Raw genomic sequence first — 24,665 nt, forward strand, 5'->3', positions numbered from 1 at the left:
ACTGTTGTCATATCTTGTAAGATAGTAACGTGCTATGGCTAAATGATTTTGCCCCTCCTCTTTTTTATAAATTATCGTTTTGTTGTTTCTATACGGGCTTCGCTTTCGCCGCAAACGCTCGCTTTGCTACGCAAAAAATTTCTCCGGGCTAAAGCTCCTCGAAATTTGGCGATTCGAAAAGATGTGCGGCTGTCGCTTCGCTTTCGCCGCAAACGCTCGCTTTGCTACGCAAAAAATTTCTCCGGGCTAAAGCTCCTCGAAATTTGGCGATCGTTTACTCCCACTCGATCGTGCCGCCTGGTTTTGGTGACAGGTCGTAGCACACGCGGTTAACGTGTTTTACTTCGTTAATGATACGGTCTGTGATTTTTAATAAGATCGGCCAGTCGATTGGCTCGATTGTTGCTGTCATCGCATCAATTGTGTTAACGGCACGAATGATTACTGGGTATTCATACGTACGCTCGTTATTACGAACACCTACTGATTTGAAGTTCGGTACAACCGTGAAATATTGCCATACTGTTTTGTCTAAACCAGCAAGTGCAAATTCCTCACGTAAAATCGCATCTGATTCACGTACTGCTTCAAGACGTTCTGGTTCAATTTCACCTAAAACTCGTACACCAAGGCCTGGACCTGGGAATGGTTGACGGTATACCATATCATGCGGTAAGCCAAGCTCTACGCCACATGCACGAACTTCGTCTTTGAATAATTGGAATAATGGTTCCACTAATTCAAATTTCAAGTCTTCTGGTAAGCCACCTACGTTATGGTGAGATTTCACGACTTTATGTGTTTTTGTACCTGATTCTACGATATCCGGATAAATTGTCCCTTGTGCTAAGAAGTCGATGCCGTCTAATTTACGTGCTTCTTCTTCAAATACACGAATGAATTCGTTCCCGATAATTTTACGTTTTTCTTCTGGTTCTGCTACGCCTTTAAGTTTGCCTAAGAAGCGCTCAGATGCATCTACGTAAATTAAGTTTTCTTCTAAGTCTTTTTCGAACATTTTAATAACGCCTTCAGACTCATTTTTACGCATTAACCCGTGGTTTACGTGTACACAAACTAATTGCTTACCGATTGCTTTTACAAGTAATGCTGCAACAACTGAAGAATCTACACCGCCTGAAAGGGCTAAAAGTACTTTTTTATCGCCGATTTGCTCGCGCATTAACGCGATTTGATCTTCAACGAAGTTTTTCATGTTCCAGTTTGCTTCTGCTTTACATGTATCGAATACGAAATCTTTTAGAATTACTTTCGATTCTTCTTCATTTGGCCATACTGCTAATGTTTTAAGAGCTTTCGTAGAAGGATGTTCTACACTAATAACAGGAATATCTAAATTATAGATTTCATCTAATACGTCGATTGCTTCACCGTCAATGATATTATTTTTACCACCGTTTAAAATAATCCCTTTTACAGTTTTTAAATTTTTAATATTCTCGGCAGTAATATCATGTGCATGAATTTCACTATATACGCCTAAATCACGAATCCAACGGGCAATCGTTGTATTCTCACTACTACCTAAATCTAATACTAAAATGTTATCTTGCTTCAAGCTAATACAGCCTCCTATTAATGTGTTGTCCAACTATTTTTGTTTTTCCCATCACTTCAAACAATTTGTATAGAGGGCCTAAAAACGGCAAAAAACGCGTAGAAAAACCAATTTACACAAGCTTTTCTACGCGTTCTCCTCATTATTTATATAGGCAGATAGACGTCTCCAAAAAGGTACACGTCTACCTACCGTCATAGAATAAGTTGTTTATGGTAACTTAGTAGAAACACCCGAACCGTATTATCGGGCCTATATGAAGGCACATCACTTATTGATTTTTTTTAAATTTTACTCTTTACTATCCCTAAAATCAACTGCTAGTGCGATTGATTAAATATTCCCAACTTTCTTTCATTTTAGCCACATCAAATTCCTTTGATTTGCCCGCGTAAATATATTGCTCATAAACGTAAGTTAACTCACTCATTTTCGTTGTCTCAAGATCATGGTCAACACGTTTTGCGAACTGCTGTAACGTCTCATGCGATCCACGTTTTAAATAAATTCGTTCTAGTTGTTTCAGTAAAATGAAATACGCATCCTCGAAATTATTTGGATTGTTTAATTTCGCTCGGTTCATTTGCACAACGAGTTTTGGTTGCCATTTACCACGCTTACGCCATGCGATGATTGCTGCTAAAAGAAGTATACCACCAAGCACATAAAACACCCATTTGTATTTCGTAAAATCAATCGAGCTCGCTTTTGTAGCACCACCCGTTACGGTATCTTGCTCTTCTGGCTCTGGTCGCTCGACTTCTGGTGTTTCCATTTCCGGTAGTTGCTCTTCTTGAGTACTTTCTACATCATAATCAATATTTACTGGGTTGCTAAAGCCAACTGTCGGCTCAAACGGCATCCAGCCAACCCCATCAATATACGCCTCAACCCATGAGTGCGCATCATTATTTGTTACCTGGTATGTTGTCAGGTCAGCATTCGAAGCAACACGCTCTCCTGCTGAAAAGCCTTTCACCCAGCGCGCTTGAATGCCAACAGCACGCAACATTACGACCATGGAAGTCGAAAAGTTATCACAGTAACCAAGTTTGGTTTCAAATAAAAATTGATCGACGTAATCCTCATCCGCTTTCGGTACGGCTACATTCGTCGTTTCATACTTGTAGCCACTACGTGCGAAGTAATTTTCAATCGCTCGCGCCTTATTATAAATGCTGGCATGACCATCTGTAATTTCATGCGCTAAATCAATAACACGCTGTGGCAATTCGTCTGGAAGTTGCAAGTAGCGAGGGTCTGACCCCGTTGATGACAACGTTTCTTTTAACGCCGTAAAGCTATATTCCGGCTGCTGGAAGGTCATTTCATACACAGTCGGCTTTACGATTTCCCGATTTGACAGCAAGTTTAATTTTTCGTTTGTATGATTAAACCTAAGCAGATTCGTTGGATCATTCGTTGAATAGCTCGTTGTTCCGTATGCTTGAAGTAAAAAGTTATAGTCTCCCATCGAATGGACTTCAACCGTTTGTGGCTCTGTTTCTCCTGGCATTACCGAAAATTCAATTGGGTGTGAAAATTGTAAATCTGACAGCACATCACGGCCACCTGTATGAACCCACCCCTTTGACGTATAGTAGTCCTTCGTTTCTACACGCCAATATTGACGAATCGGTGTTTCAATTTCGTAAACAACCGTATTATCGCCAACAAACGGCCCACCTAAGCTTTCATCATTTTCCCCGTAGCCAACTGTAGCAACGGTTTGACTCGATGAACCACCTAGCCCAACCATCCCCTTCATATAAGGTACTGGGTCCGGCCATTGTGGTTCCGCCTTTGGTAAATATGCGGCGGTAAGCCCCGCAATCGTGACAAACAAAATAATTGGTGTCGCGTAAATGAAATAACTCGTCCAATCCTTTTGCATATTAGCCGATTGCATTAACCTTTTAATAAATAATAGCGATGTTAACACTAGTCCTAAAATCATAACTTTAATAATTGCGAGTTTCCCGTCATACTCCGTAAAGGTATCCAGCGTGGCAATGAAAAACACCGTTAGCACAAGGAAATAATAAATCGTATGACGTACGCTCACCCAATGCTGAATTAAGTAAATCAGCATCCATATTAAAATGAAGAAAAGACTTGTTCGGAATGGATCACTGACTAAAATCCAGTCCCCATTTAATATAACTTCCACATTGTAGCGCAGTTCATTCGATAAAAACTGCCATGTTGTGAATTCACCATCATTGTAAACACTGGTGATAAACCACGTAATATACAACACTTTAATTGGCCACGATAGTAGAACCGGTAAGCTAAACACACCAATCGTTAAACAAATCGCTATAAACAATAAAAATTGCATAAAATAGCCGGTCTTCGTTAGCTGCATAATCGGTACTAACCATTCACGCAAAATCAAGAAAATAATGATATAAAAAACAGCTAACTCAATTTTTTCGGATGTGCTTCGTTTCATAGCGACTTCACCTCCGACCTCGGATTCAATGGTTCTTTTATAATATGCACCTCATTATGATTTCTTAGGTGCACTGGCTCTGCTTCACTATTTACAACAAAGCACACAATTTTGCCCATGCTCTTTACACTTGTGTTTAGCGCTTCCTGTAGCTGCGGCGTCAACTCGCCTGTCACGATAATCACGATAGAGCGACTCATCGTTTTTTGTTCTTCAAATAACAAACGCTCTACACCAAACTGCGCATCAGGCTGCACCGTTACAAAATGCTGCATGACCTTTTTAAACTGACTATCTGTTTTTAATACTGGTGCAAAATAACGGTCTGTCCCCAAACTTAAAAACGAGACATCCCCGCGTGCTTTAATCGTTTTGTTAATGTACGAAGCCGTAAACTCTACCACTTGCTCGAAGTTTTTTTGCACTGCACGATCAATGAGCACAAACGTATTTTGTGCATTGCGGTCTTCGAATTCTTTCGTACGTAGCTCCCCATTTTTCGCAAAGGATTTCCAATGAATCCAAGAAAAACGGTCCCCTGGTACATACTCACGTACACCAGTTGCCATCGTTGTATCTTTAATAAGAGAAAAACGCGTTTGGCTTGCGCCTTGATCGTACTGCATCGTAATTTGTTCTGGCTTTACATCATACAGTTTCGGATAAACTAAAAATAATTGCGGATGCACTACATCAACTTTTCGTATTGTCCAACCAAAAAAATCAGTACACATAAATTCGACGCCTTTAAAATGATGTTCTCCTCGTTTCAAATTGCGTAATTCATACGTCCATTCAAATTCACGCTTCCAGCCCACTAAAAATAGCTTTGTTGCATGACCGTTAATTTCTTCATAAAACTCACGATTCATCGACATTTCCCTCGCTGTCATAAAGACGAGCGGAAACCAGCTTTTATTTTTAAAGCGCACAGTTACCTCGATTGTATCCCCACGTTCAATGACATCTCTCGATAAGGTACGTGACACTTCTTTTAGACGAATCGGCACAATCGCTAACAAAACCGAATAAATCGAGAATGGTAAAATTGTGAAAAATACAAACCAACTCACAAAACCGCCCTGGAACATGGCATAACAATATGTAATGACAAGCAAGACAAGTACGGTAATTAGTCTACCTCCGTGCGCAAAGAAGTATCTGATTTTGTTCATTCCACAACATACCTTTTCACCGGCACATTCACGAAATGCAACACGCGGTTGATTACTTGTTCTTCAGTCACACCTTCATAGCGCGCCTCTGGTTTTAACATTAAGCGGTGGCCAAATACGAATTTTGCTAAATATTGTACATCATCTGGAATGACGTAATCGCGCCCCTTCATAAAGGCATAGCTTTGCGCTGCACGCATTAACGCAATCGATGCACGCGGACTCACCCCTAAATAGACGTTTTCGTGATGGCGTGTATGCTGAGCAAGTGACACAATATATTCTTTAATGTTGTCCTCTACATGAACTTCTTTTACTTGTCGCTTTAATTCAATTAACTGTTCAATCGTTAGAACGGCCGTAATATCATCAATCGGCACGGAATTTTCAGCACGGCGTAACACTTCGATTTCTTCTTCCTTTGTCGGATAACCCATCCTGATTTTCAATAAAAAGCGGTCTAATTGTGCTTCAGGTAGTGGGTAAGTTCCTTCATATTCAATCGGGTTTTGCGTCGCCATCACAAAGAACGGCTTTGGTAATGACAGTGTCTCACCGTCAACAGTAATCGATGCTTCTTCCATACTTTCCAATAGTGCAGCCTGTGTTTTTGGGGATGTACGGTTAATTTCATCCGCGAGTACAATATTGCCGACAATTGGGCCTGGGCGGAACTCAAATTGTAGGGTTTTCGGATTGTATACCGACACTCCAATCACATCAGAAGGTAGTAAATCTGGTGTGAATTGAATGCGCTTAAAGCTCGCGCCTAAAGATTTGGAAAGTGCACGCACCATCATCGTTTTCCCTACGCCCGGCACATCTTCTAGTAATACATGCCCTCCCGCAAGCAACGATACGATGCTTAACTCTGCAATCTCTCGCTTACCGATCATGACTTTTTCGATATTTCTGATAATTTTTTCGATTTGTTCATTCATAGTATATCCCCCTTAGCTGAATCTCTCGTTTATCACACTAAATTAAGCATAACGAAAACAAAATGCGAGTACAAGGATAAAGATAGACCTATTTCCAAATACTAACTATTTTCCAAAACAAAATAAAATCACCCGACTACATTAGAAGTTAGTCGAGTGATTTAAATAGATGTTTTATAGCCCACTATACGGCGATTGTATTTATTCATCATATTTGCCTGGGCGGTATATTGATAGAGTTGATTTAGCGTTACCGCTGAATCCGCATTATACTGGATTCCTTTAACGATTAGCCGCGCTTTGTTTGTAACCAGCTTTTTCGTTTTCGCTTGCGGCTTTGGTTTTTTTGTTTTACTTTGCTGCAACTGCTCGCGCGGATCACGGTAACTGTCGTGCATACCACTGTTAATGGCATCAGCGAAATAGGTGTCCGATAAAGCGGAACGAGTTGAATTTCGATAAATCGAGCTTGATGCAGGTCCTACTCGTGAGGTTCTCATAAGCGTTTCTCCTTTTTAGTGTTCTTAGGTATATATATCGACATGTTCACAAAATCTTTAAATAAAAATAAGACATGTGTTGCTATACAGCAAATCATTATTGGAGGAGTGACTTTCAATTTAAGGTATAAGTACCTAATTAATATTAAAAAGTCCATCATAGTTGGGGGTGACAAGATAAAGAATAAAATAAACTTTTCTAATTGAATCCGTTCTGCCGCGTGGCTTTAGCGCTGTCTTGCCGTAGCCCGCCGATCAAAACAGCAACACTTTATTAGAAAAGCCACCATCTCCTAGTAATAAGAAATGGTGGCTGGGTATGGGTTATTTCCAAAACTCATCAAACACCGTAATCGGTAAGTTGCGTTTGTGCATCGAGCGTTTGTAGTGACCTTCTAGCGTTTCGCGCGCCTTATCAGGAATTGCTTTTCCTTCTAAGTAATCATCAATTTGCTCATACGTCACACCAAGTGCGGTTTCGTCCGGTAATGATGGGCGGTCTTCTTCTAGATCTGCTGTTGGTGTTTTTTCATATAAGTGCACTGGGCAATCCAGATGTTTTAAAATTTGGCGGCCTTGGCGTTTATTTAAGCGGAAAATCGGCATTAAATCCGCGCCACCGTCACCAAATTTTGTGAAGAAGCCCGTGATTGCTTCTGCTGCATGGTCGGTGCCTAAAACAACCGCACTGCTCATCGCAGCAATTGAAAACTGCACTTTCATACGCTCACGTGCTTTTTCGTTGCCCTTCGCAAAGTCGCTTAGTTCAACGCCCGCATCTGCTAACGCACGTACACTCGCATCCACCGCTTCTTTAATATTGACCGTGTAAATTTTAGTTGGCTCGATATAATCTAACGCATCTTGGCAATCTTGTTCATCGGCTTGTACACCATACGGTAAGCGCACTGCCCAAAATGAATACTTCGCTTCGTCTGCTTCTGCGTTTAATTCATCGACCGCAAGCTGTGTTAACTTCCCTGTTAACGTCGAATCTTGGCCACCGCTAATACCAAGAACAAAACCCTTTAAGAAGCTATGCTTTTTTGCATAGTCCTTTAAAAAATCAATCGAACGACGAATTTCTTGTTCGACATTAATTTCTGGTACTACCTTTAATTCTTCTATAATTTGTTGTTGTAACGACACAGCAAACCCTCCTTATTGTTGTTCGAGTTCTGTTACCATATCGCGTACTTCCCTAATATTACGCATTTTGTTGTCCCAGCATTTTTGGCTTAAATCCACTGGGTATTCTTCCGGATTTAATGAACGCTTGTATTCATCCCATAAAAGTTCTAAATTAGCTTTTGCATACTTTCGAATGTCCATTAATGCTGGATTTTCGTAAACAATTTCACCTTGATCAATGACTAATCGGTGCAGCTCTTTGGCTTCGAAGTTTGTCACAAATTTCGAGATGAATGTATGCACAGGGTGGAACATTTTAATGCGTTTTTCACCTTGTGGATTTTCATCCGCCATTGTAATGTAGTCACCTTCAGATTTCCCATTTTTCTTATTGATAATACGGAATACCTTTTTTTGACCTGGTGTCGTTACTTTTTCGGCGTTCGCTGAAATTTTGATTGTGTCTTCCATTTCACCGTTTGCGTTTTCAATCGATACCATTTTATAAACGGCACCTAAAGCCGGTTGATCATAAGCAGTGATTAGCTTCGTACCGATTCCCCACGAATCGACACGCGCGCCCTGTGCTTTTAAGTTTAAAATTGTATATTCGTCTAAATCATTGGAAACGACTACTTTTGCATTCGGGAAGCCTGCTTCATCTAACATGCGACGCGCTTCCTTTGATAAAAATGCAATATCACCGCTATCCAAACGAATGCCGATGAAGTTGATTTTATCGCCTAACTCTTTCGCTACTCGAATCGCTGTTGGCACGCCTGATTTTAACGTGTTGTAAGTATCCACTAAAAATACGCAGTCTTTATGACGCTTTGCATACGAATGGAATGCATCGTAGTCATTTTTGTACGCTTGTACTAATGCATGTGCGTGTGTACCAGCAACCGGAATATTAAATAGCTTACCTGCACGAACGTTAGATGTTGATTCAAAGCCACCAATAACGGCTGCACGCGCTCCCCAGATCGCTGCGTCCATCTCTTGCGCACGGCGTGTACCAAACTCCATCGCTACTTCATCGTGCACGACTTGCTTGATACGACTTGCCTTTGTCGCGATTAACGTTTGGTAATTCACGATATTTAACAGTGCTGTTTCAATTAATTGTGCTTCTACAAGCGGTGCTTCAATGCGTACGATTGGTTCGTTTGCAAAAACAAGCTCCCCTTCAACCATTGAATACATCGAGCCTGTAAAACGAATCGTTTTCAAGTAATCGATAAAATCTTCTTCATATTGTAGTTCATCACGTAAGTATGCAATGTCTGTTTCACTAAACTTAAAGTTTTTTAAATAATCTAGCATGCGTTCTAATCCTGCGAATACCGCATAGCCATTGCCGAATGGTAACTTTCTAAAATACAGCTCAAATATTGCTTTGCGGTTATGAATACCATCAGCCCAATAACTTTCCGCCATATTAATTTGATACAAGTCTGTATGCAAAGCTAAGCTATCGTCTACATACTTTTCTGTCATAATGAGTTCCCTTCTTCCAAAAACATAATTAGTCATAGTATACACTATCTTGAATTATTTCGACTCTTAGAGTTCCTAATGAATGAATGTCACCTTTCTTAACATCTAGTCTTATTTCCTTACCCTCTACTTTTCCCCAATTTCACATAGAAAAAACGTGGACATACCTTTCATGAAAATGCATCGTTTCACAATTTTTGATCATTTTTTTCAGAAGAAAAGTTTGAAATATCTTTTGGTAGCGCTTTAACATGAGGCGTATCAACTATATCTCGCAATTCGATTAAACCCATCGAAATTACATGTCAGTTTTTCTTACATAAAAGGATTGATTTATTTGAAAATTCAATTTAACATGTTAGATAACATAACATAAGGAGTTGTTGAGCATGAAAAAAATCGAAGCAATCATTCGTCCTGAAGTGTTCGCTAAAGTTCGTGAAGGTTTGGCTCTTGAAGGAATCGATGGTTTAAGCATCTCTGAAATCGCAGGTGCCGGTCGCCAGGAAGGTCGTATCGGGTTATTCCGCGGAAATTCTTTCTCAATGGAGTTTTCACAAAAATTAAAGCTTGAAATGGTTGTCGATAACGCAAAAGTTCAAGCAATTATCGATGTGTTATTACGAGAAGCCTCTACTGGTGAAGTTGGAGACGGTAAAATCTTCATCTACCCTGTAGAACAAGCAATTCGTATCCGTACAAAAGAACTTGGCTCAATCGCCATTGACTAATTCAGTTCACTAAAAGGAGGAATGTCTTATGATGACAAACGAAGCGTTAGAACTTTCGATTAACTTAGTATGGGTGATGCTCGGTGCATTTTTCGTGTTCTTCATGCACGCAGGCTTCGCAATGGTAGAGGCAGGCTTTACGCGCTCTAAAAACGCAGTAAACATTTTAATGAAAAACATTTTAACTATCTCAATCGGTGGTATCGTCTACTTCGCAGTGGGCTACGCGATTATGTTCGGCGATAGTGCTGGTGGATTTATCGGAACTTCTGGTTTCTTACTTAACGGTGTAGACGATATCGCATTCTTCGTCTTCCAAGCAATGTTTGCAGCAACATGTGCCACAATCATTTCTGGTGCAGTAGCTGAACGTACAAATATTGTTGCATACTTAGCTTTAGTCGTAGTTATGACGGCTGTGATTTACCCAGTTGTTGGTCACTGGATTTGGCAAGGCGATGGCTGGTTAACAGCATTAGGCTTCACTGATTTCGCAGGTTCGACAGTTGTTCACTTAACGGGTGCAGCTGGTGCATTAGTTGTAGCCGCAATGGTTGGTCCTCGTGTTGGTAAATACGCAAAAGGTGTCGTCAATGTTATTCCAGGTCACTCGATTCCACTTGGAGCATTAGGTGTATTCATTTTATGGTTAGGTTGGTACGGCTTTAACGGTGCCTCTACATTAGCGGCAGATCCAGCGTCAGTGCCTGGCGTTATCGCAAACACATTCCTTGCAGCTTCAGCCGGTGTTATCGCTACAGCTTTATATACGCGTATCCGTTATGGCTATATCGATGGTTCCTTAACACTAAACGGTGCATTAGCTGGTTTAGTAAGTATTACAGCAGGTGCTGCGAACTTAAGTATCGTTGGCGCAATTGCTGCAGGTTTTGTAGGTGGTATCATTTTAGTAGAAGCAGTACGTTTCATCGAGCACAAATTACGCGTAGATGATCCAGTAGGTGCGGTGGCGGTTCACGGTGTTGCAGGTATCTGGGGTACATTAGCGGTTGGTTTATTCGATATTACAGGTGGCGGCTTATTATATGGTGGCGGCGCTACATTACTTGGTGTTCAAGCTTTAGGTGTTGCAGCAATTATTGCTTGGACTGCTGGTACAGTCGCAATCTCAGTATTCATTATTAAAGCATTCATTCCATTACGTGTAACAAGCGAAGAAGAAATCAAAGGCTTAGATATTGCAGAACACGGTGCTTATGCATACGAAATGCAAGACACATTTAAAGGTGTAACAAGATCAAACGATAGCTTTGCACAACGCTTAACAAATTTAGGTAAACCGCAAAGCAATTCAAATGTACAAGAAAAACGTGTGTAAACTTCCTTTAGGTTCCCGAATTCCTTTTGCTTCCCCTAAAGCATAAAGGCGCGGAGTGTGCTCCCTTACACACTCTCGAATCATTCTTTCAAAATATAAGCAAGAAAAGCATGTTCAAACCCCCAATTTGAGCATGCTTTTCTTATTTTGCAATTATTCTCGGAAAAACGTATCCTAAATATAGGAACTATTAAAAGGAGTTGTTTTCATGGCATTACGTAATCTTTTCAATTCATTAGCAGAAAACGAAGCACTTAGCGAAGCCGCGCAAAATTACGGCTTCAAACTGGGTGGCCAGCATGTAGTAGCTGGTACAAACTTACAGGAGGCAATCGAGTGTGTCCGCGCCTTAAACGAGCAAGGCATCACTTGTACGATTGATCGTTTAGGCGAATTCGTAACCGAAGAAGCGGTCGCAACAAAAGCAAAAGAGGGAATTTTAGCATTAATCGAAGCAATTCACGCCGAGGAATTAAACGCACACATTTCATTAAAACCATCACAGCTTGGTTTAGACATCGACATTGATTTTTGCTACGACAACTTACGCGAAATCGTTGAATGCGCGAATGAATACGGGATTTTCGTGAATTTTGATATGGAGGATAGCTCAAGCCTACAACTAACATTCGATATGTTAGAAGAGCTACAAAAATCATTCAAAAATGTTGGTACGGTTATCCAGGCTAACTTACACCGCACAAAAGACGATATTGAAAACCTTAAAGATAGCCGCTTACGCATTGTAAAAGGGGCTTATAAAGAAACAGAAGAAATTGCCTATCAGGATAAGTTAGATATCGATATTAATTTCATTGAGCTTATTGAATACCATTTAGCACACGGGAACTTCACATCAATTGCGACACATGATCATAATATCATTAAGCATGTGAAATACTTTGTTGAAGAACACAAGATTCCAAAAGACAAATTCGAGTTCCAAATGCTTTACGGCTTCCGCAAAGACTTACAGCTTGAGCTTGCACAGGAGGGCTACAATGTGTGCGTATACGTACCATACGGTGAACAGTGGTACAGCTACTTCATGCAACGTTTAGCTGAGCGTCCACAAAATATTAACCTTGTAACAAATCAAGTGTTTAACAAAAAAACAAATACCGTACTTGCTGTTGCAGCCGGTGCATTTATCCTTGGTCGTTTAACAAAACGCAAATAAAAAAACAGGCATCGTTTACCTTTGTTTAGTAAACGATGCCTGTTTTACTTATTCCAGCCTTTTTCTTTAAAGCGCGCTATCGCTTCAATGCGGTTACCGACGCCAAGCTTATCTAAAATCGTTGAAATGTAATTACGGACCGTCCCTGCTGATAAAAACAGTTCCGCCGCAATTTCCTTCGTCGTTTTCCCTTCGGCCACAAGCTCAAGTACTTGGCTTTCACGCTCAGTTAACGGATTTTCGCTATCATCTTCATAGACAAAGTCCACAAGCTCTGGTGCGTAAATACGACGTCCATCCATAATGATACGGATTGAATTAACAAGTTCTTCAATCGGATTATCCTTCAGTAAATATCCACGCACCCCTGCTTTACGCGCACGTTCAAAGTAACCAGGACGCGCAAATGTCGTTAAAATAATGATTTTACACTCACCGCCGCGTAATGCCTCTGCTGCATCTAGTCCTGTTTTTACTGGCATTTCTATATCCATAATGCAAATATCCGGCTGAAGCTCATTCACTAAGTCAATTGCTTCCTCACCGTTTTTTGCTAATCCTACTACTTCAATATCTTCTTCCATACTTAGAAGTGATTTCATCGCACCAAGAAGCATCCCCTGGTCTTCTGCAATGACAATTCGAATCATGCCTGTTTCTCTCCTTTTTGATGGGTTATGGCTAACGGAACCCTTAATGTCACCGTCGTTCCATCACTACTGTCAATTTCTAGCGCGCCATTTAAAAACTCAATGCGCTCATACATCCCCTTTAAACCGTTACCACCAGTTAACTCGTTGGCGCGTTCAAAGCCAATCCCGTTATCTTGAATCATCATTTGAAATTCGTCGTCACTTTGATAGAAGGTAATTCGACAAAGTGACGCTTTACTATGCTTCACAATATTGGTAACCGCTTCTTTTAAACACATACTAATCACGTTTTCTGCAAGCGTGGGCATTTTAATTTCTGCGGTATCACCGTTTAATTTTAATTTAATTTGCGCGGCCTTTAAAATTTGCTCTACGCGGTATAGCTCTTCTTCGATTCGCACCGCGCGCATATCTGCTACGAGTTCACGAACTTCTTTTAGCGCGATACTTGCGGTCTGACGAATGTCTTTAATTTCAACTACGGCCAGCTGCGGATTTTTTTCGATCAAGCGCATCGCTAAATCACTTTTCAAGCCGATCATCGATAATTTTTGCCCTAATGTATCATGCAAATCACGCGCAATACGTTGGCGCTCTTCAAATACCGTCAACTCTGAAATGCGTTCACGTGCTGTTTCCAGTTCACCTTCTAAGTTTTCACGCTTCGTTCTTGAATACAACGTAAACGGTAGTAACACCACTCCAAGCATATTGATAATGATAAACGGCGTTTGCGAAATGAATAAATCGAGGAATATAAAGTAGCCCCCGACAATCGACAAGACCGTAAAGCCAATATGTAATCCGTACATAATGTAAAAACCAACTGCTTGCTTAATATTACCGATGAAAAACGCGGTAAAGAGCGATAAATACACATAACCAAAGATCAGTGTCATTAAAATATTAAGCACCATTTGGAAGCTAATCCACATATACTTTAGTCCGTTACTCGCACTAAATGAAAAGAAGTGGCATAAGAAGTAACCTAAAATGATGACAATCCCTACGATAATTTGCCACAATGTAAACGATTGAATGATGAAGAAAAATGGCATGATACAAAAGATGATCCATATATAAATACTCAACATCGGACTTTTCGGGATGATACTATACCAAGTTTGCATAACAGCCTCGATTCTCTTTTTGTTCCTATTATATCAAAATAGGCGCCTCTCGCATGGCTGAGGCGCCTGTTTTGTTGCTATTTCGTTGCGAACTGTTTATCGCGCATGGATTCACGCTCTGCTGCTTCTTTAAATGTCACGAAACGATAGTTTTCTGGATCGTATAATTTATAACGAATTGATTCTAAGCTTTTTTTGATGGTAATCGTTGTTGCTTGTTGAAGCGGCTTCACTGTTTCGTGCGCATCCTCTAATTTATAGTTTGGAATACGTGGTGATAGGTGATGCACATGGTGGAAGCCGATGTTGCCTGTTACCCATTGTAATAACTTCGGTAGCTTGTAGTATGAGCTTCCTTCTACTGCCGCTTTCACATAATCCCACTTCTCATCTACTTCGAAGTATGAATCTTCATATGTGTGTTGGATGTAGAACAACCAAATGCCTAACGAGCCTGCGATAAATAATGTTAAACCGTGTACTAGTAAGAACGTAGACAAACCAAACACCCAAATCAGTGTCGTACAGATTGCTAATAACGCGATGTTCGTATAGTACGTATTCATGCGCTCTTTACGCTTCGCATCTTTACGATTTATGCGATTTAATACAAGTACCATAAATAATGGCCCTAAGCCAAATAACACGAATGGATTACGATAGAAACGGTAGCCTAAGCGACCCATTTTTGTTTTTTCAAGGTATTCATCTACTGTTAACATGTCGATATCACCAATACCACGCTTGTCTAAGTTCGCGCTTGTCGCATGGTGAATCGTATGCTCACGTTTCCATTTTTCGTATGGGAATGACGTTAAAAGGCCTGTAATATTACCGATGATGTCATTTGCCTTTTTACTCTTAAAAAATGAACCGTGTGTACAGTCATGGAAAATGATAAACGCACGAACAACAAAACCTGAAGCAACGATACTACAAATCGCCGTATACCAAGGTGAGTATTGTAATAATACGTAACCAGCTACCCAAATCACTAAGAGTGGTACTAGGGTATTTAATAATTGCTGAATACTAACTCGTGTTTCAGATTTTGCAAACGGCGCCACATCTTTTCGTAGCTGCTTCGTTTTTTCTGCATCTGTTTTAGCCATTGTGAATCCCTCTTTCCTCAATCTTTATTAACACCATCTTATAAAAATTGAGCAAATGACAATACGCGCAAACATCATTATTTTTTTATGACATCTGTCATATGACCAGGTATTAATCTATCATTTTATTAATTTTCACGCGGATTTTCAGGTCCTTTTAAGTCAAGTTGATAAAATACCAAATCTAACCAACGCCCAAATTTATACCCCGCATTACGAATTGTGCCACTATATGTAAACCCTAATTTCTCGTGAATGATCATACTCGCTGCGTTTTCTTTATCAATACCCGCAACCATTGTTTTCACATCCTGCGCTTTCGCATGGTCAATTAAAACGTGCATGAGCTTTGTCGCAATGCCTTTTTTATAGTGATTTTTATGAACATACACCGAATGCTCTACGGTGTATTGATAAGCTGGATAGGCACGGAAAGCCCCGTATGTCGCGTAGCCTGCTACCTCACCGTCGATATCAAAAACAAATAACGGCTCCCGGTTCTTTTGCTTGCTGTCAAACCACTGCATACGTTGGTCTAATGTTTGTTCTTTGTACATATAAATCGCCGTTGAATGCAAAATGTTGTCGTTAAAAATTTCTAAAATGGCTGGTACATCTGCTGCTGTTGCTTGTCGGATCATTTTTTCGTCCCCCTCCAAATTTACAAAACCGCCCTATGTAACATAAGGCGGCTAAGATGTTATACGTTAAAGTAGCGTGCATCTGGATGTGCGAACACAATCGCCGATACACTTGCTTCTGGTTCCATCATAAAGCCTTCTGTTAATTGTACACCAATTTGTTCAGGCTTCAGTACAGCAAATAATTTTTCTTGGTCTTCTAAATTCGGACACGCTGGGTAGCCAAAGCTGAAGCGCTGTCCTTGGTATTTCGCAGCGAAGCGATCACGCATTGTAAAATCGGTCGCATCAGGGAAGCCCCAATGGTCGCGAATTTCTTGGTGAATACGCTCTGCAAAGCCCTCTGCAAGCTCTAGTGCTGTTGATTGCAGGGCATGGCTTTCTAAAAACTTACCAGCTTCTTTTAACTCGCTAGCTTTTTTACTAACCCCTTTACCAGCTGTTACAACCATTAATGCGACATAATCCATTTCTCCGCTTGCTACCGGCTTCAAATAATCCGCTAAGCATAAGAATGGTGCCGTTTGCTGACGTGGGAAGGTGAAGCGCTGAATTTCAGTTTTCGCATCTTCTGGGCTATAAATGACAACATCATCGCCGTCCGATTGTGCAGGATAAAATTGATACATCCCCGAAGCTTGTAACTCACCGCTTGTTAAATAGCCATTCACTAAGTCCGTCAATAACACCGCACGTTCATCTTGATCTGCGAGTAGCTGCTGTAAATTGCCCTTTAAGCCTAAATGATGGCCGATTAAAGTACGCATATTGACGTAAGGATGTAAATGCGCAACAGAATAATCCGGCTTCACATGCGGCACTAAATCTTTTGGCGTCAGCACCGATGCATCACTCACTGTTCGCACAGGTTTTTCCGTAACTTCAACGACTGGGCGTGCCGCGCGTTTGGCATCTGCCTCTAAACGCTGTTCGCGTGATTCCTTTAATTCGGCGATTAATAGCTCCCGCTCGTCTTTATTCATTAAACGATTGGCCTGTTCTAAGCCTTGCATCGCATCTTTTGAGTAAATAACAGGACCATCATATTGATCAGCAATTTTCGTTTCAGTAAAGCGACGCGATAAGGCCGCACCCCCTACTAAAATTGGAATATCAATGCCCGCATCCTTAAAGTCCTGCGCGGTAATGACCATTTGCTGTGCCGATTTTACAAGTAAGCCCGATAACCCAACAAAATCTGGCTTTTCTTTGCGAATCGCTTCGATAAGTTGCGCTGGTGTCACTTTAATCCCTAAATCAATTACACGGAAGCCGTTATTGCTTAAAATAATATCGACTAAGTTTTTACCAATATCATGCACATCACCTTTTACAGTCGCAAGCACCATCGTTCCCTTATTTGCTGATGTATCGCCTTTTTCCATAAATTTCTCTAAATGTGCAACGGCTGCTTTCATAACGCCCGCACTTTGAAGTACTTCGGCTACGATTAACTGATTAGCGTTGAATAAACGACCAACCTCTGCCATCCCGGCCATCAGTGGTCCATTAATAATTTCAAGTGGCGTCTCAAAGATTTGACGTGCTAAATCTAAATCTTCAATTAACCCTTCTTTTGTACCTTCTAAAATATAGTAAGCTAAACGTTCTTCAACCGTTGCTGGTAATTCTTTTACGACCGCATCTTTCTTTTTACCACGGTAAAAGTCGGTAAATACTGCTAATGTTTCATCATTCGTATTAAAAATTAAGTCATTCGCAAGCTTAATTTCCTGCTCAGGAATTGACGCGTAACGCTCTAGCTTTTCGGTATTCACAATCGCATAATCAAGGCCTGCTTGTGTACAGTGGTATAAATACACCGCATTTAACACTTCACGACCAACTGGCGGTAAACCGAATGACACGTTACTTACGCCAAGCACGGTTAAACACCCTGGTAAGTGTTCTTTAATGAGACGAATCCCTTCGATTGTTTCTTCAGCTGCTCCGATATATTGCTCATCGCCTGTACCAACTGGGAACATTAATGGATCAAAAATAATATCCCCTGGTGACATGCCCCATTTTTCTGTTAGTAATTTAAACGAGCGTTGGGCCACCTCAAGTTTTTTCTCACGTGTAACGGCCATCCCGATTTCATCAATTGTACCTACAACAAGTGCGGCACCGTACTTTTTGACGAGTGGCATCACCGCGTCAAAGCGCTCTTCACCGTCCTCTAAGTTAATCGAGTTAATGATTGCCTTCCCTTGTGAAAACTTAAGTGCTTCTTCCATAACCTTTTCGTCTGTTGAATCGATTACAAGCGGCACCTTCACTTTTTTCACGACTTCTTGCATGAAGTTTTTCATATCTTCCACTTCATCACGGTCTGGGTTTGCTAAGCAAATATCAATGACATGCGCCCCATTTTTCACTTGGGCACGCGCAATTTCAGCCGCCTCTTCGAATTTCCCCTCGATGATTAAGTTTTTAAATTTACGTGAACCGATAACGTTTGTACGCTCTCCAATAAATAATGGGCGCATCGAATCATCGTATTGTAAAGGTTCAATCCCTGAGAGAACGTGACCGTGCGTCGCCTCTTTTGGCTGACGCGGCGCATAGCCGTCAACTGCCGCGCGAATGGCTGCGATATGTGCTGGCGTTGTCCCACAGCAGCCGCCCACAATATTTAACCAGCCCTTTTCAGCGAAGCCTTGTAGTTTTTTTGATAACGAATCCGGCGTCTCATGGTAGCAGCCCTCTTCATCTGGTAATCCCGCATTTGGATAACAGCTAATATAACCCGTCGAAAGCTCCGCTAATGAACGCAGGTGATCGGTCATAAATTCTGGACCTGTCGCACAGTTTAACCCTACTGATAATGGCTTGATATGTTCAATCGAAATGTAAAAGGCTTCAATCGATTGCCCGGCTAATGTTGTCCCCATCGGCTCGATTGTTCCTGAAATCATCACCGGAATTTCTTTACCTAACTCTGTAAATGCGCGGTGTACCGCAATCGTTCCAGCCTTAACGTTTAACATATCTTGTGACGTTTCTAATAAGATTAAGTCCGCGCCCGCTTCGATTAACGCCTTTGCCTGTTGGTAGAAGTTTTCCTCTAGCTCCTCAAACGAAATACCGCCTGTTACCGATAGAGTTTTCGTCGTTGGCCCCATTGCTCCTGCAACAAAGCGTGGCCATTCTGGTGTTGAAAATTCACGTGCCGCATCTAATGCGATTTTGACAGCACCTGTATTGATTGCATCCGCTTTATGTCCTAAATCATACTCATTTAATACAAGCGGCGTTCCACCAAATGTATTGGTACAAATAATATCTGCGCCCGCTTCTAAATAGGCACGATGAATTTTTTTTAGTACATCAGGACGTGTCAGTACAAGGTTTTCGTTACAGCCATCTAAGTCCTCGCCGCCGAAATCTTCGTACGTTAAATTTTCAGCCTGTAGCATCGTCCCCATGGCACCATCGATGACTAAAATTCGTTTTTGTAATTGCTCATGAATTGGGTGATTAAACATTTGTTTTTTCTCCTTTATGTTTCGCGTCATACTGTTTTACATAATCCATTAATTGTAATGTCATATCGTATCGTAAAAACGGTGTAATTAAGTAAATACCGTTGAAATACTGACATGCTGTATCTAGTAATTCTTGCGCGATTGCTAAGCCTTCTTGTGTTGCTGCCTCTTTATCGTCCCCACATGCTGCCATGCGTGCTAATACTTCATCAGATAGTTTAATGCCTGGCACTTCATGGTGTAAAAACTCGGCACTGCGTGATGAAGTTAGTGGCATAATGCCGATATAAATAGGCGTTTCTAGATGCTTAGTTGCTTCGTAAATTTCTACAATTTTTTCCTTTGTATATACCGGCTGCGAGATGAAGTAATCCGCGCCATGCTCAATTTTCTTTTCTAAACGCTGCACTGCGCGATCTAACACACGCACGTTTGGGTTAAAAGCTGCTGCTACAGAGAAGTTCGCCTGTTTACGTAGTGACTTCCCGGTAAACGAGCCACCTTCATTTAATTGCTTAATGAGTGAAATTAACTCCATTGACGACACATCATACACACTCGTTGCCCCTGGGAAATCGCCAACCTTTGTTGGGTCTCCTGTGACAACTAAAATGTCATGTAGCTCTAGTGCATCCAGCCCCATTAAATGAGACTGTAAGCCAATTAAGTTACGGTCACGGCAAGTTAAATGTGGCAGTGAGCGAATGCCGTACTCCTTTAAAATCGCCGCCATCGCGATATTACTAATACGAGGTGAGGCTAATGAATTATCTGCCATCATCACAACATCCGCGCCCGCCTCTGCTAGCTTTTTCGCACCCTCCACAAAGCCATCAATTTCTAAGTGACGCGGTGTGTCGAGTTCAACAATTACCGAACGCTCGCGCTTTGCTTTTTCGTGCAGTGGTTCATGTTTACGCGGTTCTGCCACGCGGACAAATTCCGTACGTCCCTTTGTTTCTGCCTTCTCTTCAATTGGCGAAAGCTTGGCTAAACGTTTTTTCGCTGCTGCGATATGCTTTGGCGTTGTCCCGCAGCACCCACCAATTAAACGCACGCCTTGGTTCACTAACTCTTCTGCGGCACGTGCAAAATAGTCCGTTTCCGATTCATACACAACGCGGCCGTCTTCTACATCTAAAAGTGAGGCATTCGGATAAGCCGATAAATATGCCGTTTCCGGTAGACTTACTCCTTCAAACGCTTGAATCGTATGGAATGGCCCTAGTCGACAGTTGCTACCTACAATATCCGCTCCTAAACGTTGTAGATCGTGTAACGCTTCATTTAGCGACATCCCGTTTTGTAGTACGCCTGCTTCTTGCATCGTTACTTGCGCGATAATCGGTAAATCCGTTAATGTACGCAGTAGTTGTACACTCTGCGCTAATTCTTCAAAATCATAATACGTTTCAAGTAAAAATCCGTCTGGCTCACCGGCAAGTAGTACCTCCGCTTGCTCTTTAAATGCCACTAAAATTTCCTCTAGTGTGGCATCGCTTTTACGAATGCCGCGAATCCCGCCAATTGTTGCAAGTACGTACTGGCCACCCGCTGCTGCGCGCTTCGCGATTTTCAGTGCCGCTTCGTTAAATTCCTGCACACGTCCCTCATAGCCGTAGCGTGCGAGCTTAATAGCATTTGCTCCATATGTATTCGTTTGAATAATATCTGCACCCGCAGCGATATACTCTCCGTGAATTTTTTCAATAATTTCCGGACGTGCCACATTCATTTCCTCATGACAATAATCCAGTCCATACGAATATAATAATGTGCCAATCGCACCGTCTGCCGTTAATACCTTTGTTTTTAAATCTTGTAGTAAACCCATCGCCTTCACTCCATTATTCACAGTATTTTCAGTCTATTAACACTATAAAAAAGCCTTCTTTTCATATAAAAAGAAGGCTTCTATCATGTCGGATTTCGTTTCCTTCTCATCTTCTGGCGAAGCGCCAACTGGATTTAGCACCTGACAAATGAAATGTTGGTTGCTGAAGCTTCACCGGGCCAGTTCCCTCTGCTTCTCTCGATAAGAAATTTTATGAATTTTTCAAATAATTAAATGAATCATAACTTTATCACACTGGAACGTCAACCCTTTAGGCAAATAAAGTGCTTTTTCATGCAATGAAAACGCTTCATTTGGGTAATTCCGATTTAAACACGTGCGATAATTTGTTCGGCTGTTTTTTTGCCATTTTGAATACACGCACCAATTCCAACACCAAAATAAGAGCAGCCCGCAAGTAAGACATTTGGATAATGCAAAGCTAATTCTTTTATCACATGACCTAACGCTTCGTTATGTGCTAAATCATAACGCGGCATTTGGCCGATCCACTTTGTGACGTTAACAACAGTCGGCTTTTCTTCAATGCCCAGACTTAGTTTTATATCGCCTAAAGCGACCTCTGTCAGTTGTTCATCGGTCATGGCAGCTAGCTCCTCGTAGCGCGGATTAATGTTTTTATAGAACAAACGGACAAGTAAGTTACCTTCTGACGACGTATGCTTCCATTTACGACTCGTCCATGTTGAGGCATTACATACTAAATCTGAGTTATGGGATACGATAAAGCCCGTGCCATCTGCTGGTAACATGCGATCTGCCACATCAAAACCAACATACATCGTTAATGCTGAGGCAGTCGTGAATTTTTCTAATTGCGTACGTAAACCAGCGTCTTGTAATACCGTAGACACCGTTTCATTTGGTGTTGCAAGGACAACGATATCCGCAATAAGCGTTTCGTTTCCTAACACAACACAGTAGCGCTCACCCTGTTTTTCAACGGCTTGAATCGCTGTATTTTTCATGAATTCCACTTCTGGTAAAGTCTCTTCTAATCGGTCAATCAACGCCGATAAGCCACCTTTAAACGAAATGAATTTTTTATTTGCCGCCTTCTCAAATTGTGCACGGTTTGCTTCAAAGCCTTTCATAATCGAACCGTACTCATTTTTATAGTCGACTAAATAAGGCAATGTCGAGTTGAGACTTAATTGATACAAATCACCTGAATATACCCCCGCTAACACTGGTGCGATTTGTTTACGCACAATTTCCTCACCTAGGAAGTACTCTAAGAAATGGCCAATTGAGCTTTCCTTTGTAAAATTTGTGTTCGGTAATTCTAAATCTTTTAGCGCACGCTGTTTGCCTTCTTCTGAAATAAGTGTACTTGCCATTAACGACTCCATGCTCATTGGAATACCAAACGTTGAACCAGCTGGAATTGCGTGTAACTCGTTATTCGTATGAATATAGGAAATGCCCGTTTCGTTATAAACGAGTTCACTTTCAAATCCTAATTCCTGCACAAGCTCTAACACACCCGGATGACGGGCAACGATTGAATCCGCCCCTGTTTCCATAATAAAGCTTCCATCATGCTCTGAATGAATTTTACCGCCTAAATATGGTTTTTTTTCGATTAATACTAAACGTGCGTTGACATTTTTTTCCGCCAGTTGTTTTTTTAAATAATGCATCGTCGTTAAGCCAGTAATTCCGCCGCCAACTACTACTATTGTTTTCATATTTGTTTCGCTCCTATTTGTTCGCTCTTAATTTCTTTTTTCAGTATAAGCCTTTTTTACGAAAAATAGGGCTGACGGATATTACAATTTTGTATAAAAAAATGCACGCTAAGGGAAATCCCTTAGCATGCATCTAGTTTCCTTTTTCTAATGACTGCGCAACTTGTGCTAACATATCTGCTGCATCTGTTACTTCGTCAAAAGCACTGCCTAATTCTACAATTACCTCGCCAATCTCGCCGACTTCTTGCTCAACTAAACTATTTTGTATTTTCGTTTCTTGCATTGACTCGACGATCGCATTAAATTGTATTTCCGTATTATGCATACTTTGCTCACCAACTAGTACCGCTGATTTAATTTCTTGAATCGACTCTTGAAGTTTGGCCGTACGCATATTTGTATTTTGTAACAACGCTTCAACATTTACTGCCGATTCTTTTGTTTGTTCAGACAGCTTACGAACCTCACCAGCTACAACACCAAACCCTTTACCCGCTTCCCCAGCACGTGCTGCTTCAATTGCCGCGTTAAGTGCAAGTAAATTTGTTTGGTTGGCGATGTTTGTTACGATGCCCATTGTAGATTCCATTTCTTTTGAAACCTCTGTTAGCTTGTCCATCTCCTCTGAAATCAGTCCTACTGAGTGATGAATGGCATTCATGCTTACGGTTTGCTGTTGAATCTGAACTTTCCCTTGATACGCTTGATCTGTTGCAACTTTAGAAATATCAATCGCCTTTTTCGCATAGGCAATCATCACATCTGATTGTGATGTTAGCTGATGGAAGGAAGCATTTGTTTCTTCTGAAATGGCTGCTAAGTTCGCTGAGGATTCAATTACGGCATTCCCTATTTGACGCTTTTGTTGCTCTAGTTTTTCTTGCATGCGTTCGATAACAAGCTCATACTCTTCTAATACGACTTGTTGCTCGAAATTTAAGATTTTTGAAATCGCTGCAATCGTACGGAATCGTTGGTCATCATCATCGATATGATCTTGTACTAATCGAATAAAGTCGATTAGTAGACTTTGGAATGCGCCGATATACCATTTCGTTTTGAGCCCGATATGTACATGAACACGAGAAATCTTTTTACGTTTCTCAAAGTATTCCGAATCGATGACACCGCTAAACATTTCACAAATATGACGCTTTAACGTTACTTTTAAACGGTCGACAGAGCTATGGTCATTAATAATATCAACCAAACTTTGCTCCATCCCTAAATTTTTATAAAACGTATCTACAATTCTTTCAATATTTTCATCTACTTGCGGTTTAAATACTTTCAAGTGTTTTAAATCATCTTCTGTTAAACCTAGCATTTTTAATTGTTTCATTACGGCACTATTTCTAGTACTTTCAAGCTTTACATCAACTGTATTCCAATCAATTACTTGTTTTTCATTTTTCTTTTTATTAAAAAACATTAGCGACCTCGCCTTTTCCTATTGTTATAAAAAAGTTATTTATTCATATATATGAAACATGAGTTAAATTTATTCATAACACTCTGCGCTATCGTCTCAAATACGTTTGTTTCACTATCAAAATCC

General features: G+C 40.9%; 18 protein-coding genes and 2 riboswitches. Of the genes, 3 read left to right on the plus strand and 15 right to left on the minus strand.

All coding sequences use genetic code 11. From position 1 onward, the window contains the following. Positions 1-274: 274 nt before the first annotated feature. The 7 genes from guaA to NSQ62_RS18995 form a co-directional block, all read right to left on the minus strand. The gene (guaA, locus tag NSQ62_RS18965) at positions 275-1,585 is read right to left on the minus strand and encodes a glutamine-hydrolyzing GMP synthase (protein WP_341323978.1); all 1,311 of its coding nucleotides are present in this window, start codon (positions 1,583-1,585) and stop codon (positions 275-277) included. Between the two features lie 171 nt (positions 1,586-1,756). Further along, positions 1,757-1,859: riboswitch (purine riboswitch) on the minus strand. 33 nt (positions 1,860-1,892) lie between these two features. Continuing rightward, a complete protein-coding gene (locus NSQ62_RS18970) occupies positions 1,893-4,034 on the minus strand; it encodes a transglutaminaseTgpA domain-containing protein (protein WP_341321623.1) in 2,142 nt (713 codons plus the stop codon). Further along, on the minus strand, positions 4,031-5,209 hold the full coding sequence (locus tag NSQ62_RS18975; RefSeq protein ID WP_341321624.1) for a DUF58 domain-containing protein: 1,179 nt from the start codon (positions 5,207-5,209) through the stop codon (positions 4,031-4,033). Before NSQ62_RS18975 ends, NSQ62_RS18970 begins: the two co-directional genes overlap by 4 nt. Further along, positions 5,206-6,150 (minus strand): MoxR family ATPase, encoded by a 945-nt coding sequence (locus NSQ62_RS18980; RefSeq protein ID WP_341321625.1) that lies wholly within the window; start codon positions 6,148-6,150, stop codon positions 5,206-5,208. Before NSQ62_RS18980 ends, NSQ62_RS18975 begins: the two co-directional genes overlap by 4 nt. A gap of 161 nt (positions 6,151-6,311) precedes the next feature. Further along, positions 6,312-6,650 (minus strand): hypothetical protein, encoded by a 339-nt coding sequence (locus NSQ62_RS18985; RefSeq protein WP_341321626.1) that lies wholly within the window; start codon positions 6,648-6,650, stop codon positions 6,312-6,314. Positions 6,651-6,974: 324 nt separating this feature from the next. Next, a complete protein-coding gene (gene nadE / locus NSQ62_RS18990) occupies positions 6,975-7,799 on the minus strand; it encodes an ammonia-dependent NAD(+) synthetase (RefSeq protein ID WP_341321627.1) in 825 nt (274 codons plus the stop codon). Between the two features lie 12 nt (positions 7,800-7,811). Beyond that, the gene (locus NSQ62_RS18995) at positions 7,812-9,281 is read right to left on the minus strand and encodes a nicotinate phosphoribosyltransferase (RefSeq protein ID WP_341321628.1); all 1,470 of its coding nucleotides are present in this window, start codon (positions 9,279-9,281) and stop codon (positions 7,812-7,814) included. 389 nt (positions 9,282-9,670) lie between these two features. Between NSQ62_RS18995 and NSQ62_RS19000 the strand changes: the two genes are divergently transcribed. From NSQ62_RS19000 to NSQ62_RS19010, 3 genes are all read left to right on the plus strand, one after another. Further along, positions 9,671-10,012: a P-II family nitrogen regulator gene (locus tag NSQ62_RS19000; protein WP_341321629.1), complete on the plus strand. Its 342-nt coding sequence runs from the start codon at positions 9,671-9,673 to the stop codon at positions 10,010-10,012. Positions 10,013-10,043: 31 nt separating this feature from the next. After that, the gene (locus tag NSQ62_RS19005) at positions 10,044-11,351 is read left to right on the plus strand and encodes an ammonium transporter (RefSeq protein WP_341323979.1); all 1,308 of its coding nucleotides are present in this window, start codon (positions 10,044-10,046) and stop codon (positions 11,349-11,351) included. Positions 11,352-11,559: 208 nt separating this feature from the next. Further along, the gene (locus tag NSQ62_RS19010; protein ID WP_341321630.1) at positions 11,560-12,531 is read left to right on the plus strand and encodes a proline dehydrogenase family protein; all 972 of its coding nucleotides are present in this window, start codon (positions 11,560-11,562) and stop codon (positions 12,529-12,531) included. Between the two features lie 44 nt (positions 12,532-12,575). On the opposite strand, the gene NSQ62_RS19015 is transcribed toward NSQ62_RS19010, so the two are convergent. The 8 genes from NSQ62_RS19015 to NSQ62_RS19050 form a co-directional block, all read right to left on the minus strand. Beyond that, on the minus strand, positions 12,576-13,181 hold the full coding sequence (locus tag NSQ62_RS19015) for a response regulator transcription factor (protein WP_341321631.1): 606 nt from the start codon (positions 13,179-13,181) through the stop codon (positions 12,576-12,578). Then, positions 13,178-14,314, minus strand: coding sequence for a sensor histidine kinase (locus NSQ62_RS19020; RefSeq protein WP_341321632.1), 1,137 nt, complete (start codon positions 14,312-14,314; stop codon positions 13,178-13,180). Before NSQ62_RS19020 ends, NSQ62_RS19015 begins: the two co-directional genes overlap by 4 nt. A 77-nt stretch (positions 14,315-14,391) precedes the next feature. Then, a complete protein-coding gene (locus tag NSQ62_RS19025) occupies positions 14,392-15,426 on the minus strand; it encodes a fatty acid desaturase (protein ID WP_341321633.1) in 1,035 nt (344 codons plus the stop codon). Positions 15,427-15,554: 128 nt separating this feature from the next. Beyond that, positions 15,555-16,067, minus strand: a complete 513-nt coding sequence (locus tag NSQ62_RS19030; protein WP_341321634.1) for an N-acetyltransferase family protein — start codon at positions 16,065-16,067, stop codon at positions 15,555-15,557. Between the two features lie 59 nt (positions 16,068-16,126). After that, a complete protein-coding gene (metH, locus tag NSQ62_RS19035; RefSeq protein WP_341321635.1) occupies positions 16,127-19,558 on the minus strand; it encodes a methionine synthase in 3,432 nt (1,143 codons plus the stop codon). Continuing rightward, a complete protein-coding gene (locus NSQ62_RS19040; RefSeq protein WP_341321636.1) occupies positions 19,551-21,392 on the minus strand; it encodes a bifunctional homocysteine S-methyltransferase/methylenetetrahydrofolate reductase in 1,842 nt (613 codons plus the stop codon). Before NSQ62_RS19040 ends, metH begins: the two co-directional genes overlap by 8 nt. Before the next feature lie 103 nt (positions 21,393-21,495). Continuing rightward, a riboswitch (SAM riboswitch) is annotated at positions 21,496-21,600 on the minus strand. 121 nt (positions 21,601-21,721) lie between these two features. Further along, entirely contained in the window at positions 21,722-23,104 is a 1,383-nt protein-coding gene (hemG, locus tag NSQ62_RS19045; RefSeq protein WP_341321637.1) for a protoporphyrinogen oxidase, read from the minus strand. Positions 23,105-23,237: 133 nt separating this feature from the next. Beyond that, complete coding sequence (locus tag NSQ62_RS19050) at positions 23,238-24,539, minus strand: globin-coupled sensor protein (protein ID WP_341321638.1); 1,302 nt, start codon at positions 24,537-24,539, stop codon at positions 23,238-23,240. Positions 24,540-24,665 lie beyond the last annotated feature (126 nt).

Origin of the sequence: Solibacillus sp. FSL H8-0523 (assembly GCF_038051985.1) — a bacterium.
Lineage (GTDB): Bacteria > Bacillota > Bacilli > Bacillales_A > Planococcaceae > Solibacillus.

Bases quoted from the DNA above. Each gene is read 5' to 3' on its own strand.
- metH (WP_341321635.1), bottom strand. From the start codon at position 19,558: ATGTTTAATCACCCAATTCATGAGCAATTACAAAAACGAATTTTAGTC.
- hemG (WP_341321637.1), bottom strand. From the start codon at position 23,104: ATGAAAACAATAGTAGTAGTTGGCGGCGGAATTACTGGCTTAACGACG.
- NSQ62_RS19050 (WP_341321638.1), bottom strand. From the start codon at position 24,539: ATGTTTTTTAATAAAAAGAAAAATGAAAAACAAGTAATTGATTGGAAT.
- NSQ62_RS19030 (WP_341321634.1), bottom strand. From the start codon at position 16,067: ATGATCCGACAAGCAACAGCAGCAGATGTACCAGCCATTTTAGAAATT.
- NSQ62_RS18980 (WP_341321625.1), bottom strand. From the start codon at position 6,150: ATGAATGAACAAATCGAAAAAATTATCAGAAATATCGAAAAAGTCATG.
- NSQ62_RS19005 (WP_341323979.1), top strand. From the start codon at position 10,044: ATGACAAACGAAGCGTTAGAACTTTCGATTAACTTAGTATGGGTGATG.
- NSQ62_RS19040 (WP_341321636.1), bottom strand. From the start codon at position 21,392: ATGGGTTTACTACAAGATTTAAAAACAAAGGTATTAACGGCAGACGGT.
- NSQ62_RS18970 (WP_341321623.1), bottom strand. From the start codon at position 4,034: ATGAAACGAAGCACATCCGAAAAAATTGAGTTAGCTGTTTTTTATATC.
- NSQ62_RS18985 (WP_341321626.1), bottom strand. From the start codon at position 6,650: ATGAGAACCTCACGAGTAGGACCTGCATCAAGCTCGATTTATCGAAAT.
- NSQ62_RS19010 (WP_341321630.1), top strand. From the start codon at position 11,560: ATGGCATTACGTAATCTTTTCAATTCATTAGCAGAAAACGAAGCACTT.
- NSQ62_RS19025 (WP_341321633.1), bottom strand. From the start codon at position 15,426: ATGGCTAAAACAGATGCAGAAAAAACGAAGCAGCTACGAAAAGATGTG.
- NSQ62_RS19020 (WP_341321632.1), bottom strand. From the start codon at position 14,314: ATGCAAACTTGGTATAGTATCATCCCGAAAAGTCCGATGTTGAGTATT.
- NSQ62_RS18995 (WP_341321628.1), bottom strand. From the start codon at position 9,281: ATGACAGAAAAGTATGTAGACGATAGCTTAGCTTTGCATACAGACTTG.
- NSQ62_RS18975 (WP_341321624.1), bottom strand. From the start codon at position 5,209: ATGAACAAAATCAGATACTTCTTTGCGCACGGAGGTAGACTAATTACC.
- NSQ62_RS19015 (WP_341321631.1), bottom strand. From the start codon at position 13,181: ATGATTCGAATTGTCATTGCAGAAGACCAGGGGATGCTTCTTGGTGCG.
- NSQ62_RS19000 (WP_341321629.1), top strand. From the start codon at position 9,671: ATGAAAAAAATCGAAGCAATCATTCGTCCTGAAGTGTTCGCTAAAGTT.